Here is a 12,675-nt window from a genome sequence, read left to right as displayed (position 1 = left end):
ATGAACATATGTTTGTCGTCAATAACAAAAGAACGCAATAAAATTTCGCGCCTTTCGCCCGGCAACGCCGCCGCGACGTGCCGAACATTGTGCTAAAACCTTGACGCGATGAGAGAGGGAATCACCGCCGTGGCGCGCAAAAGGAAAAAGAAGCCGGCTGATGAGCCGACGCTGTCTTCCGCAGACATCAATGTGAAAATGGCCTGGCTCTACCATGTGGAGGGCCTGACGCAGGAGAAGATTGCCAGCCTGCTAAATGTCAGCCGCATGAAGGTGATGCGCGCGCTGGCCGCCAGCGCCGAGAACCACATGGTGGTGACCACCATCAATGCCGACACGGCCGAACAGGTGGCGCTGGAGCGGCAGCTGGAAAAGCGCTGGGGCCTGAAAAGCGCCATCGTGGTGCCCGCCCCGCAGGAAGCCGACAATCTGGAACGCTCGATCGGACATGCGGTGGCGCGCTATCTCGAAGAGCAGATGCAACCCGGCATGACACTGGCGATCGGCGGCGGCGCGACACTGCATTCCAGCCTGAGTTTCATGGCGCAGCGCGATCTTTCCGGCTCGACCGTCATCGGGCTTGTGGGCAGCCTTCCGCATTCGCAATGGATCAATCCGTCCATCGTGGCCACCAAGGTGGCGGAACGTCTGAAGGTGGACAGCTATCAGATCAGCGCGCCGGTGGTGGTGGACGACCCCGAACTGCGCGAGCGCCTTTGGGAACAGCCCTCACTGCGCGATGTGCGCGAGCGCGCCGCCAAGGCGGACATCGCGCTTTTGACGGTTGGCGCGGTTTCACCCGACGCGACGATCTTCCGCCATGGCATCGTTCCGAAGAAGCTGATCGATCCACTGCGCGACAAGGGCGCGGTGGCCAACATTCTCTGCTATTTTGTGAATGCGGCAGGCCAGCTGGTCGACCATGAGGTGAACCAGCGCATCATGGCCATTGATCTCGATGTGGTGGCGCGCATTCCGCACGTGATTCTGGCAGCCGGTGGCGAGCAGAAGGTCACCGCCATTCTGGCGGCGCTGCGCACAGTGTCCGCAGCGGCACTCGTTACGGATGCCGCCACAGCGCGGATGTTGCTGGAAAAAGCAGACGAAGAGGGGCTCTGAGCGGCCCCTCACCCGGTCAGATCAGACCGCGTCAGATCAGACCGCGCTCGCGCATGAAGTCATCGAGACCCACATGCGTGATGGTCTCGAACTCGCGCACGGCCTCGAGCATGGCGCGGCGCTGGGCCGCGAGAAGCAGAAGCACCTGCCGCATTTCGCCGGAAATGCCAAAGCGCTCCCAACGGTCTGCGAGATGGCTCGGAAGTCCGGCGGCCTCGCAAAAGGCCGCGATGTTCTTGTAACCCAAATCCGTCACGAGCGCCTGCGTCTCCTCCGGCGTCGAACGCGGCTCAAGCGCGTGGTCATGCAGACGCTGCGCCAGAAGGCGGATATCGTTCGGCTGTGGCGCGTTGGCCAGAACCTTGTTGATCAGAGACGAAACTCTCGGGGGCTTTTCGCTATGCATCGCACTCTCCATTCGCGGCGATCATAGGACGAGAGCGGGCGACGCTCAATCGGAAAGCGCCGCCCGGCGATACCACTTTCAAGCAGGCCCTTAGCCAAGAAGGCGTGCAAGCGGCTTAATATCCGTATCCCAAAAGCGCGTGTGCACAACGCAGTCACCCCCCGGCAGCCAGCCGCCTGAGCTTCTCCAGCATGGAATCGTGCGCCTCGCCGTAAGACAGCGTGCCGACGAAACCACCCTCCCCATTCATCAGATAGACCGAAGCCGTGTGATCGATGGTGTAGTCGCCATCATCCGTGGGCACTTTGCGGTAATAGACGCGATAGGCCTTTGTGATGGCTTCGATCTGCTCTTCGGTGCCTGCCAGTCCCTGAATGCGATCGTCGAAACTGGACGTGTAGAGCGCCAGCTGCTCCGGCCCGTCCCGCTCCCAGTCAACGGATACGAAGGCGAAGTTGAGCCTGTCCGCATCCGCACCGAGATCATCGATGAGGCCCGATAATTCATAGAGCGTGGTCGGACACACATCCGGGCAAAAGGTGAAACCGAAGAAGATTGCCGTCGGTTTGCCGAGAAAATCGGCCTCGGTGACGGTGGTTCCATCCTCTGCTGTCAGCGTGAAGGGGCCGCCGATATCGGCGGTGCCCATTCCCCCACCGGACCGGCCGGTGGGAGAGATGTTCATCGTCACCATTGCGACGATGGCAAGGACCAGCGCGAAAACCGCGCCGGCCAGGATCGATAACGAACGACGGGACATCAGCTCTTGCCGTTGCCGTGCATGTTTTTGTGCATGTTCGGAGCCGGTGCGCCGGGCTTTGCGACCGACATTTCAACTTCGATCGTGCCGGCCTTCTCGAAGGTCAGTGTCACCGGAACGGGCGCGCCTTCGGCGATGGGCTCCTTGAGCTCCATGAACATGACATGCAGACCGCCGGGCGCGAGATTGACCGTCTCGCCAGCCGGAACCGGAATGCCTTCGGGCAGATGACGCATCTTCATGACGCCGTTGGTCATGTCCATCGTGTGCAGCTCCACGCGGCCTGCAAAGGCGGCCTCGGCGCTGACCAGTCGGTCGTCTTCCTCACCGCCATTTGCGATGGTGACAAAGCCGCCGGCAGCCTTTGCGCCGGGCGGCGTGGCGCGGGTCCATGGCTGGTCGATGTCAAGATTGCCAAGCGTGTAGTCGCCGGCGAATGCGGGAGCGGCGATGAACAGCATTGCTGCCGTGAAAGTGCGGGTGAAAAAGCGCATGTCTTGTCTCCATAAGCGCAGATACGGGCGCATGAATGCGCGGCCGTGAAAAGGGTTTGTTGCGTCAGATGGAGTGGGATGGAGGGCCGCGCGCGTCGGCCAGAAAACCGAGCGTGACGGGGTGGAAGACCGGAGGCTCGGGCAGCGTTGCGGCAGCGAGCGGCGCGCGTAAGGCGCAGTCGAGCCCGGCATGGTCGCCGGGTAATGCGGGTGAAACCGCACAGCCGGCCTGGCAGAGGGTTGTGCAGCAATCATGCGGACTGCGGGCGGGTGCAGGGCCATTGCCCGTTTCCGGCCCGATGCCGCTCGGATTACAGATGACGAAGCCGGGAATGCCGGCAGCGCCCGCCATGTTTCCCTGCGCAAAGGCTGCTGCAAAGCCCTGCATGAGAAGGAAATAGGCCAGGAGGCCGGCCATGAGACCCGCCGCAAGACGATCCTTCAACATGTCGCGCATGAACTTCATGGAAGCGTCGTGACACATTTCCGTCGCCGTGTCACTGCGGCGAATGCGGCGTCCATGCGGGGGACGCCGCAACTGGCTCAATGCCCGGGCCGAGACGCCAGAATGTCCCGCGCGCGATCCAGCATCGGCTTGTCGATCATGCGCCCGTCGAGCGTGGCGGCTCCCCTGCCCTGTGCGTGGGCCTCTTCCATCGCTGCGATGACGCGCTTTGCCCAATCTGTTTCCTCTTCCGACGGCAGGAATGCCGCGTTGAGAGGCGCGACGGCTGCCGGATGCACGCAGGTTGCGCCGCGAAAGCCGAAGGCCCGCGCCCGGCGAGCCACTGCGGAAAGATGCTCCGCATCACCATAATTGGCGACACTGTCCAGAAGCCCCAGAGGCGCGATGCCGGCTGCATGCGCGGCAAAGACGATCTGCTGGCGCGGCGCGAGAAGCGCCTCTGGCGTCGGCTGCATGCCGGTGGCTGTGGCGAAGTCCTCACTGCCGAGGATCATGCCGCAAAGGCGCGGATCGGCCCGCGCAATGTCATGCACGTTTTCAAGGCCGCGCGGGGTCTCGATCATCGCCACCAGAGCGATTTCGCCGGCCGGCAGGCCGCGCTCGGCCTCAAGATCGAACAGCACCTCGGAGATGAGGCGCAGTTTTTCCGCAGCTTCGCATTTGGGCACGAAGATGCCGCGCAGACCGGGCTGAACCACAGCTTCAAGATCCGGCACGGCAAGCCGCATGCCGCCATTGATGCGCACCAGCAGATCCGATGGCCCCTCGGCGAGGGTCGGCAGCGCCGCCGCTGTCATCGTGCGGGCGGCTGCCTTTTCGTGATCGGGGACGCTGTCTTCCAGATCGAGCACAACCGCATCGGCTCCACGGGTCTGGGCCTTGCCGATGAAACGCTCATTGTTGCCCGGCACATAGAGAAGCGAGCGCCAGCGTGGCTGGTTTGCTGTCTGCCTCATGCATCTGCTCCGTCGTTGATGACGCCGGCGGTGACGAAGCCATCGACCTCGGCATCGGAGAACGCGGCCGCGCGCAGGATTTCGCGCGAGTGTGCGCCCAGCGCAGGGGCCGGACCGCGCAGGGTGCCCGGCGTTTCGGAAAGGCGCGGCGTGGGCGCATGCATGGGCACGCTTCCGTGCTCTTCATCCGGTGCAGCGACATAGATGCCGCGCTCGATGAAATGACGGTCGGCGCAGATGTCCGCCACGTCGTAGAGCGGCGCGGCGGTGATGCCGTCCTTCTCGAAAATCTCCAGAACCTCGGCGCGGCTGCGCGCCCCGATCCAGCCGCCGACAATGGCGTCGACCTCATGGCGGCGCGAAACGCGCTGCTCGTTGGTGGCGTAGCGCGGGTCGGTGATCATGTCTTCGCGCCCGATGCTGCGGAACAGGCGCTCGGCGGTTTTTTGAATGGACGCGGAAATGGCGATGAAGTGCCCGTCGCTCGTCTTGTAGACATTGCGCGGGCTCGACGTGTTGGACCCATTGCCGACACGCTGTTTGGGCTTGCCGGTGATCTGGTAGTCGAGCGGCTCCGGCCCAAGCACGGAAACCATCGCATCAAGCAGCGACAGGTCGATCACCTGGCCATGCCCGTCGCGGTCACGCGCGCGCAGCGCCATCATCACGGCATTGGCCCCGTAGAGGCCGGAAATCATGTCTGCGAGCGCCAGCGGCGGCAGAAGCGGATCGCCCCCTTCCTCGCCATTGCGATGCGCAAAGCCGGACATGCCCTCGACCAGCGTTCCGAAACCGGGACGCGGGCTGTAGGGGCCGCTCTGGCCAAAACCGGAAACCCTGAGCAGAACCAGTCCCGGGAACTCGCGCTTGAGCACATCCGGCCCGAGCCCCATCTTTTCCAGCGTGCCCGGCCGGAAGCTCTCGATCATCACGTCGGCGCGGGCGATGAGCCGGCGCAGAAGATCCAGCGCGCCTTCCTTGCGAAAATCAAGCGCGATGCTCTTCTTGTTGCGGCCATAGACCTTCCAGAAAGTGGCATGGCCGCCCTGCTTCCACGCCCGCAGGGGATCGCCTGCGGGAAGCGGTTCCACCTTGATGACCTCGGCCCCGAAATCGGCCATCTGAAGCGAGGTCATGTTGCCCGCCACGAGACGCGACAGGTCAAGCACAACGATCCCGCTCAGCGGACCTTTTGCATCGGGCGTGAAATCGACGGGTTTCCAGGCACGGTCGGCCATAGTCTTCCTTCTTGTAGTCTCAGGCGCGCGCCGCAGGTTCGCGGCGCTTCATGAAGCGTTTCGTCGCCATGCCCAGTCCGCCAAGGACGACCATGGCAATGATGATTCCGAGCGAGATGGGCCGGTCGATGAAGATCGCCCAGTCACCTTGCCCCAGCATGATCGACTGGCGGAAATAGTTTTCCGCGAGCGGAGCAAGGACAACCGCCAGAATGAACGGGCCGGTGGGATAATCCGCCTTTTTCATCAGATATCCGAGCACGCCGAACACCAGCGCGACCCATATGTTGAACGTGCTGTAGGCAAGCGAGAACGCACCCACGACACAAAGGGCGATGACGACGCTTGCCAGATGCCCCTGCACGGAACGCAGAAGATTCACGAAGACGGGAATCAACAGCACGTTCGAGAAGAGCAGGAAGATGTTCGCCAGCACAAGACCTGCAATCATCGCCCAGACCACGTCTCCGGACTTGATCATGAGAAGCGGGCCGGGCTGCATGCCGAACATGATGAGCGCGCCAAGCATGATGGCCGTGCCGCCGGAGCCGGGAATGCCGAGCGTGATGAGCGGGATCAGCGAACCGGGAACCGAAGCATTGTTGGAGGCTTCCGGTCCGGCGAGACCTGCAATTGCGCCCTTGCCGAACTCTTCCGGCTTGCGCGAAATGCGCCGCTCCAGGGCATATTCGAGGAAGGTCGCGACAGTTGCGCCGGCGCCCGGCAGGATGCCGATGACGGTGCCGAGGATCGAGCCGCGCACGGTTGCGCCGCCGCTCTCCTTGATGGCGGATGCCGGCGGGATGTATTCGCGGATGTTGAAGCTCGGCTTGCCGAGATCGATGCGCACGCGCTTTTCGAGATTGTAGAAGACTTCGCCAAGGCCGTAGAGGCCGATGATGATGGCGACGAAGTCGATGCCCTCGATCAGCTCCGGCGTGAAGGCGAAGCGGATATGGCCGGAAATGTAGTCACTGCCGAAGGTGGAGACCAGAACGCCGACACAGGCCATAAGCAGGGCTTTCACCATGTTGTCGCCGGCCAGCAGAATGATCGTACTGAGCCCGAGCAGCATGAGCAGGAAATATTCCGGTGCGCCGAGATAGATCGCGTAGGACGAGACCACCGGCGCGAAGAAGATCAGAACGGCCAGGCCGAAGAAACCGCCGATGAAGGATGAGAACGCCGACAGGCCGAGCGCCAGACCGCCCTGCCCGCGCAGCATCATCGGATAGCCTTCCATGGCGGTGATGATGGCGGGGGCGTCGCCCGGCGTGTTGATGAGGATCGACGTGATGCGGCCGCCATACATGGTGCCCATGTAGACGCCGGTGAGCAGGCACAGGCCCGAAGCGTGCGGCATGCCGAAGGTCAGCGGCAGCATGAGCGCGATGCCTGCCGACGGCCCCAGCCCCGGCAGCGCGCCGACCACCGTGCCGATCATGCCGGCAAGGAAAATCAGCAGAATGTTGTAGACGGTCAGAACTTCCGAAAAACCGCCCGCGAGTTGAGTGAGTGCGTCCATTGGAGAGCGACTTTCAGGAAGACTATTGAAGCGGGATTTTCAGCCAGAGGCTGAAGATCGTGTAGATGACGGCCAGAATGGCGGCGCTGACCAGACAGGACTTTACGAAGCCATGCCCGTTGAAGCGCCACGACAGGATGATCATCAGCACGCCAAGCGGCGCAAGAATGCTGCCCCAGCTCATGGCGTAGATCGCGCCCGCCAGAAGAACGATAACGGCGGCCACCGGGAGCGCCGAAGAGAGATCTTCGATGACGGCGCTGCCGTCCGCACCGGGCTTGCGCCCGGCCATGAAAGCCTTGACGGCGAGGATGCCGATCAGACCCAGAACGACAAGTGCGATGTTGAGCGGGATATACCCCGGCCCGAAGCTCTGCTCCGAGCCGTAAGGCATATCCAGACTGCTTATGAGGAGGACTCCCGAAAAGACGGCGAGACCCGCAAGCAGGACGATTTCCGACAGTTTCATGAGCCCTCTCCAGTCACTTATTTAATGATGCCGAGCTCGGTGAGCGTCTCGCGATAGACGCCCTGGGTCTCTTCGAGATAGGCCTCGAATTCATCACCGGTGATGAAACCCTCAACCACGGAATTCGGGTCGAGATAGCCGGACTTCCAGGCAGCGCTCTCGTTCAGCTCGGTCATCTTCTCGATGAGATAGGCCTTTGCTTCATCGCTGATGTCAGCCGGAGCGGTGACGCCGCGATAGAGGCTGAGCGTGATGTCGATGTCCTGCTCTTTGAAGGTCGGAACATCGGGAAGCGCGTCGATGCGCTCTTCCGTGCTGATGGCCAGCGCGTTGAATTTGCCTGCCTCGATGAAGTCGCGGGCCGTGCCCGGATTGGTGACGATGAAGTCGAGCTGGTTGCTCAGAAGTGCTGCAACCACATCGCCATCGCCCTGGAACGGCACGAAGTTGACCTTCTTGCCGGTCTGCTTCTGGAACTGGATGGCGACGATGTGCTCGATGCTGCCCGTGGCCGTGCCGCCAACGTTCAGAACCTTGTCGGCCTTGAGCAGATCGTCGATCGACTTGTAAGGGCCAGCCGCGTTGACGACGAGCAGCTCGGGGTCGATGCCCAGACGCGCAATCGGCGTGAAATCGGAAAAGTCGAGGCCGATGTTGGAGGTGAGCGGCGTGGTGATGTGCGAGGAGGTCACCGACATGAGGTAGTGACCGTCACCGGCGCGCGAGTTCAGGTAGCCCATGGCCACGGCGGAGCTGCCGCCCGGCTTGTTGATCACGTTGATCGGCGTCTCGATGATGCCCTCTTCCTGCATGATCTTGGCCATGGAGCGCAGCATGGTGTCGTGACCGCCGCCCGGACCATAACCGGCGACGAACTCGATTCCGCGCTCGGGGAATTCCTGCGCGCTGGCCGGAGCGGCCTGTGCTGCAGCGAGCACGGCGGCAGCCATACCCATGGATTTAAGCATATGTTTCACGTCGTTTCCTCCTGATGATCGTCTGGTTGAGTGATGTTGGAACCGCATTGCGTGCGGATCGGGTGGCTACCGGGCCGGCAGCCTGTGGCGAAAGGCGGTGAGCGCGGCGGTGGCCTGCGCTGCGCTTTCGCAGGTCACGGCAATGACCTGATCGATGTTTGCGGCCATGCGGTCGGCGGGGCCGGCAATGTTGAGTGCGGCGCGCACACATCCGTCTGCATCAAGAACGGGAGCCGCAACGCCCGCAGCACCCTCGACCACGCCACGCAGATTGACGGCATGGCCGGCCGCGCGCGCGTCCTCCACCTTTGAGAGAATGGCTTCGCGCAGATCCGGATTGCCGGTTTCTTCAGCCGCACGCGCCGCATAAGCCGCAAGCCGGTCGGCGGAAAGGCCGGTCAGAAGCACGATGCCGCTCGTGACCTGATGCGCCCTGCGCGACACGGTGATGTCGCGGTCATATCTGATCTCGCGCTCGGGCATGAGCTTGGAGATGTAACGAACGCGGTCGTCTTCATCGAGCACGGCGAGAAAGCCGGATTCGCCCGCCTCGCGCACTGCCGTGTGCAGAACCGCATCGGTGAGGCGCGCAAGTGTGCCCCATGCCTGATGCGCGTCATCCGGCTCGCCGGGAAGACGGCAAAGACGATAGCGGCCGTCATCCTCGCGGGCGGCATAGCCAAGATCGACCAGCATGCGCAAAAGGCCGAGCGCGCTGCTCTTGGGAAGCTCCAGTGCAGCGACGGCGTCGGAGAACGAGACCGCGCCTTCCTGACGGGCCATCCATTCCAACAAAAGCAAAATGCGCTCAGCGCCGCGACCACTCACCTGGCTGCCTCCTCCTCGGCCTCCACTAGTTCAGTATAATGAACTAGTTCTTTATTTAGAACAGCTATTTGGTAGAGACTATTGGCGGCGGCGTCAAGCCGGCAAAGAAGAGGGCCGGCAAGTGACTGGAAAGCATCGGCTTTTGCATGTTTTGACCGTGGATAAGGTGCAGGCGACAAACAGCGCGCCCGAACGAAAACAGCCGCAGACCGGATTGGCGGTCTGCGGCTGCATGGCGTCGATCAGTCTGAATCAGCGTACGACGAGCTTGATCGGATCGGCGCTCGGCGGATCGAGATAGCCGAAGAAGCGCTCGATGGCCTTCTCGTCGCCCTCAATGGTCAGCGAGCCTTCGGCCAGTGCATCGGCAAGCGTGGTCTGCTCCAGAAGAATGTCATCCAGAAGCGCCTTGGTCGCGACGATGGTGGCGTCGGTTTTCTCCGGGCTTTTGGGATGGAAGACCGCCACGCCCCTGCGGATTTCAAGCGCGCTGTCGTCCTGGATATCCGTGAACCGGAACCCGATGGTCATGTGCGCGTCTGCCGCCTTTTCGGGATCGAGCCGCACCCGAACGGACTCGATGATGGCGTCGGGCGAAAGCGCCTTGATGATGTCGGGAGCGGCGAAGTTCCAGATGCGCGAATAGTCGAGCTTGTCCTCCAGTTCCAGAGCACCGCCAAGCGCAAGGCCGCGCCAGTAGATATTGGGCTGCTGATAGGCCCATTCACGCATCGCCTCGGCTTTCATTGCACGGGCTTCCATGTCCTCGCCATCAACGCGGACGGCATGGGTGAGAAGCTCCATCGACCAGCCATATTCGCCTTCATCGAGCGCCTTGCGGGCCTTCTCCATGATCGCGTCACGGCCGCCAAGCGCCTCGACATAAAGCGCGGCCTTCTTTTCGAAGCCCGGCGTGGCCAGTTCCGTCGGATCTGCCTGATACCAGCCGAGATAGCCGCCATAGATGTTGCGCGTGCTGTGGGCGACGGTGCCGTAATACTCTCCAAGCCACGGATCGTTGGCCAGATGCTCCGGCAGGCGGATCGTGTCTGCCAGTTCCTCCCGCGTGTAGCCCATGTTCATGAGCCGCACGGTCTGGTCGTGCACATACTGGATCGCGTCGCGATAATTGGTGATGCGCTCGACAATGAACTCGTTACCGACCCACGGACGCATGTGGGAGCCGGAATAGCTGTCTGCCTCACGCGCATACTCGAGCAGCCGGTCGACGCCCGTATACCACTCCACGGGATCGCGGAACTTGGTGCCGCGCAGCGTGTAGATGTTGGGGAAGGACTCGCCCTGGATCGTTTCCGATCCGTGCAGGTGCTTCATCTCCGGGAACCAGACGCCGATTTCATCCTCGGCATCGCCATAGGCGTGGAACATGACCATCCGCACACCGGCGATGGTCACGTCCAGCATTTCGTCAAATGTGTCCGTCGGCTGTAAAAGCGACACCGGGCCGGAATCGAATGTGGGCCCAAGCGCCTGATGCACACGGCCTTCCGGGCCGACATCGAGCAGCGTGCTGGCGAGCGCGGTGCGGATCGACAGGATCGGACCGACCACGCTTGCGTCATTAACCAGATATTCCATGAAGCTGTCATGGGCGTAGATCTTCACCTTGCCAGACTTCACGTCCTCTTCGGTCACGCCGAGCCCCTTGGAGCCGAACGGGTGATCGGGATGACGGTGCGTGTAGACGATGGCCTTGATGGGTTTGTCGGTTAAGCTGCGGAACTCCTCCATGACCAGCGCGCCGAAATCGTCATTCTCGCCCGGATCGATGATGATGACGCCGTCATCGCCAACCACCATCGTGGTGCTGGTGATGCCGTAGCCAACCGCCACATAGACCTTGTCCTTGACCGGCATATAGATGCCGCGCTGCATCTGCCGGGCAAACGCGGTCTGTTCGGGATGGATCGTGTCCGAGGCTTCCGTGAAGGCGAGATTGTCGCCGCGATCGAGCACAATGGGCGCGAGATTGGGCTTGAAAGCCTCATAGCCCGCCATCAGGCGCTCGACTTCGGCCTCGTCCGCCATCGCATCGGATACCAGTCGAACATCGCCCGCCTGCGCCAGAAAGAGCGCACAGGCAGCGCCGGCAAGCAGAGACAATGTCTTGTTTCGATGTGGTTTGAGATGTGTCGTTTCAAGCCGGCGCACGACCGGCTTTGCGGATGTCTTTTGCATGCTTCTTCTCCCCAAACAGGAACCGCTGGCGGTTGCCGCAGTCCAAATGCCTGTACGCAGACCGCGCTCGGCGCTACCATGAGAGGTCTTGTGCAAAACCACTCACGGGCACGGGGCGCGGAAACCGTTCAGCCATGGCGTTTGAGTATTTCGAAACTTAGCCAGCCTGCTACGTAATTTCCGACAAGTTTTCGGGGAGGAAAACTTTGTGAGCGAGCGCGCAGGAACCGGCTTTTTCTCCACGGAGGAACCCAGCCTCTACGAGGCGGCAATCCGCCCGTGGAACCTGACCGTCGAGCCGCTGGAGGCCGGCCCGTTCGGCTGCGACATCGCGTTTCTGAAGCTCGACGGCATCGCCATCTACCGGGATCAGTACCATACGGACATGCGGCTGCGCGGCACGACACCGCCCGACGCTCTTGCGCTCGCCCTGCCGCTTGCGGGTCTGTGCGACAAGTCGGCCTTCTGGGGGCGAACGCTGTGCAAACACAACCTTCACCACAGCTTCTATCGAGAGCTGGACAGCACCACGGCTGCCGGCCACGACCAGATCGTCATCCTGATCGGTACGGATGAACGCTATGCGCCGGAATTCGCCGATCTCTGGGATCATTTCGACGCCTGCAAGAACGGCCGCCCCATTCACCTGACGGACCGGCAGGCCGGCGCTCTGCGGCGGGTCTGTCTTGATGCGCTGCACACGGGCGAAGGAGAACCAGACAGAGCGTTCGGCGACATGCTGCGTGCCGATTTGGTCGGTGCGATCAAGCCGCTCGTTCTCGACGCCTGCCGGCAGGAACAGGCCCGGCCGGACCGGCGCGGAAATTCGGCCATTGCCCGCATGTATGATTTTCTTGAAGCCTCAGACGAACCGCGCCTGACGGTTGCCGGACTTTGCAGGATGGCCGGCATTCACGAACGCACGCTGGAGCGCGCGGTACGGGCGAAATTCGACTGCACCGTCCACGCCCTGCTCCGCCGCCGCCGGCTGCACGAGGCGCGCCGCATGCTGCTCTTCGCTGATGCCTTCACAAACAACGTGACGCGGATTTCGCACGAACTCGGCTTCTATGACGGCGGGCGCTTTGCGCGTGATTATGCCGCCCTCTTCGGCGAACTGCCTTCGCAGACATTGCGGCAGAACGCGATAGAGACCGTCACGCCCCTCCTGGTCTGAACGGAAAACGCCGCGCCTCCCATGGGATGGTTCCCGGGGAAGCGCGGCGCATCTTTTAACG

Annotated in this window: 13 protein-coding genes; 2 read left to right on the top strand and 11 right to left on the bottom strand. The window is 62.3% G+C overall.

What is annotated here, in order from left to right; translation table 11 throughout:
• Positions 1-108: 108 nt before the first annotated feature.
• Positions 109-1,119 carry a sugar-binding transcriptional regulator gene (locus tag NDI72_RS14065; RefSeq protein WP_206544822.1) on the top strand — a complete coding sequence of 337 codons (1,011 nt, stop codon included), beginning with the start codon at positions 109-111 and terminating at the stop codon, positions 1,117-1,119.
• A 31-nt stretch (positions 1,120-1,150) separates the two neighbouring features.
• On the opposite strand, the gene NDI72_RS14060 is transcribed toward NDI72_RS14065, so the two are convergent.
• The 11 genes from NDI72_RS14060 to NDI72_RS14010 form a co-directional block, all read right to left on the bottom strand.
• Complete coding sequence (locus tag NDI72_RS14060) at positions 1,151-1,525, bottom strand: hypothetical protein (protein ID WP_113156959.1); 375 nt, start codon at positions 1,523-1,525, stop codon at positions 1,151-1,153.
• 154 nt (positions 1,526-1,679) lie between these two features.
• On the bottom strand, positions 1,680-2,285 hold the full coding sequence (locus tag NDI72_RS14055; RefSeq protein WP_283800753.1) for an SCO family protein: 606 nt from the start codon (positions 2,283-2,285) through the stop codon (positions 1,680-1,682).
• On the bottom strand, positions 2,285-2,779 hold the full coding sequence (locus NDI72_RS14050; protein WP_206544825.1) for a copper chaperone PCu(A)C: 495 nt from the start codon (positions 2,777-2,779) through the stop codon (positions 2,285-2,287). Before NDI72_RS14050 ends, NDI72_RS14055 begins: the two co-directional genes overlap by 1 nt.
• Positions 2,780-2,843: 64 nt before the next feature.
• Positions 2,844-3,263: a hypothetical protein gene (locus NDI72_RS14045; RefSeq protein WP_222582499.1), complete on the bottom strand. Its 420-nt coding sequence runs from the start codon at positions 3,261-3,263 to the stop codon at positions 2,844-2,846.
• 59 nt (positions 3,264-3,322) lie between these two features.
• Positions 3,323-4,201 carry an HpcH/HpaI aldolase/citrate lyase family protein gene (locus tag NDI72_RS14040; RefSeq protein WP_283800752.1) on the bottom strand — a complete coding sequence of 293 codons (879 nt, stop codon included), beginning with the start codon at positions 4,199-4,201 and terminating at the stop codon, positions 3,323-3,325.
• Entirely contained in the window at positions 4,198-5,439 is a 1,242-nt protein-coding gene (locus NDI72_RS14035; RefSeq protein WP_206553140.1) for a CaiB/BaiF CoA transferase family protein, read from the bottom strand. Before NDI72_RS14035 ends, NDI72_RS14040 begins: the two co-directional genes overlap by 4 nt.
• 19 nt (positions 5,440-5,458) lie before the next feature.
• Positions 5,459-6,964 (bottom strand): tripartite tricarboxylate transporter permease, encoded by a 1,506-nt coding sequence (locus tag NDI72_RS14030; protein ID WP_113156952.1) that lies wholly within the window; start codon positions 6,962-6,964, stop codon positions 5,459-5,461.
• Between the two features lie 22 nt (positions 6,965-6,986).
• Complete coding sequence (locus NDI72_RS14025) at positions 6,987-7,433, bottom strand: tripartite tricarboxylate transporter TctB family protein (protein WP_283800751.1); 447 nt, start codon at positions 7,431-7,433, stop codon at positions 6,987-6,989.
• Positions 7,434-7,450: 17 nt separating this feature from the next.
• Positions 7,451-8,401 carry a tripartite tricarboxylate transporter substrate binding protein gene (locus NDI72_RS14020; RefSeq protein WP_222474186.1) on the bottom strand — a complete coding sequence of 317 codons (951 nt, stop codon included), beginning with the start codon at positions 8,399-8,401 and terminating at the stop codon, positions 7,451-7,453.
• 75 nt (positions 8,402-8,476) lie between these two features.
• On the bottom strand, positions 8,477-9,238 hold the full coding sequence (locus NDI72_RS14015; RefSeq protein WP_283800750.1) for an IclR family transcriptional regulator: 762 nt from the start codon (positions 9,236-9,238) through the stop codon (positions 8,477-8,479).
• Between the two features lie 252 nt (positions 9,239-9,490).
• Positions 9,491-11,437, bottom strand: a complete 1,947-nt coding sequence (locus tag NDI72_RS14010) for an alkyl/aryl-sulfatase (protein WP_283800749.1) — start codon at positions 11,435-11,437, stop codon at positions 9,491-9,493.
• A 208-nt stretch (positions 11,438-11,645) separates the two neighbouring features.
• Here NDI72_RS14010 and NDI72_RS14005 point away from each other — a divergent pair, with 208 nt between their 5' ends.
• Complete coding sequence (locus tag NDI72_RS14005) at positions 11,646-12,614, top strand: AraC family transcriptional regulator (RefSeq protein ID WP_283800748.1); 969 nt, start codon at positions 11,646-11,648, stop codon at positions 12,612-12,614.
• Positions 12,615-12,675: the final 61 nt, after the last annotated feature.

The sequence above is a fragment of the Nitratireductor sp. GZWM139 genome (assembly GCF_030068685.1).
GTDB classification, from domain to species: Bacteria; Pseudomonadota; Alphaproteobacteria; order Rhizobiales; family Rhizobiaceae; genus Nitratireductor; species Nitratireductor aquimarinus.
Note: the sequence above shows the minus strand (reverse complement) of the source record. Positions and strands in the feature narration are given on the sequence as shown.

Bases quoted from the DNA above. Each gene is read 5' to 3' on its own strand.
- NDI72_RS14020 (WP_222474186.1), bottom strand. From the start codon at position 8,401: ATGCTTAAATCCATGGGTATGGCTGCCGCCGTGCTCGCTGCAGCACAG.
- NDI72_RS14055 (WP_283800753.1), bottom strand. From the start codon at position 2,285: ATGTCCCGTCGTTCGTTATCGATCCTGGCCGGCGCGGTTTTCGCGCTG.
- NDI72_RS14045 (WP_222582499.1), bottom strand. From the start codon at position 3,263: ATGTGTCACGACGCTTCCATGAAGTTCATGCGCGACATGTTGAAGGAT.
- NDI72_RS14010 (WP_283800749.1), bottom strand. From the start codon at position 11,437: ATGCAAAAGACATCCGCAAAGCCGGTCGTGCGCCGGCTTGAAACGACA.
- NDI72_RS14030 (WP_113156952.1), bottom strand. From the start codon at position 6,964: ATGGACGCACTCACTCAACTCGCGGGCGGTTTTTCGGAAGTTCTGACC.
- NDI72_RS14025 (WP_283800751.1), bottom strand. From the start codon at position 7,433: ATGAAACTGTCGGAAATCGTCCTGCTTGCGGGTCTCGCCGTCTTTTCG.
- NDI72_RS14065 (WP_206544822.1), top strand. From the start codon at position 109: ATGAGAGAGGGAATCACCGCCGTGGCGCGCAAAAGGAAAAAGAAGCCG.
- NDI72_RS14060 (WP_113156959.1), bottom strand. From the start codon at position 1,525: ATGCATAGCGAAAAGCCCCCGAGAGTTTCGTCTCTGATCAACAAGGTT.
- NDI72_RS14050 (WP_206544825.1), bottom strand. From the start codon at position 2,779: ATGCGCTTTTTCACCCGCACTTTCACGGCAGCAATGCTGTTCATCGCC.
- NDI72_RS14035 (WP_206553140.1), bottom strand. From the start codon at position 5,439: ATGGCCGACCGTGCCTGGAAACCCGTCGATTTCACGCCCGATGCAAAA.
- NDI72_RS14040 (WP_283800752.1), bottom strand. From the start codon at position 4,201: ATGAGGCAGACAGCAAACCAGCCACGCTGGCGCTCGCTTCTCTATGTG.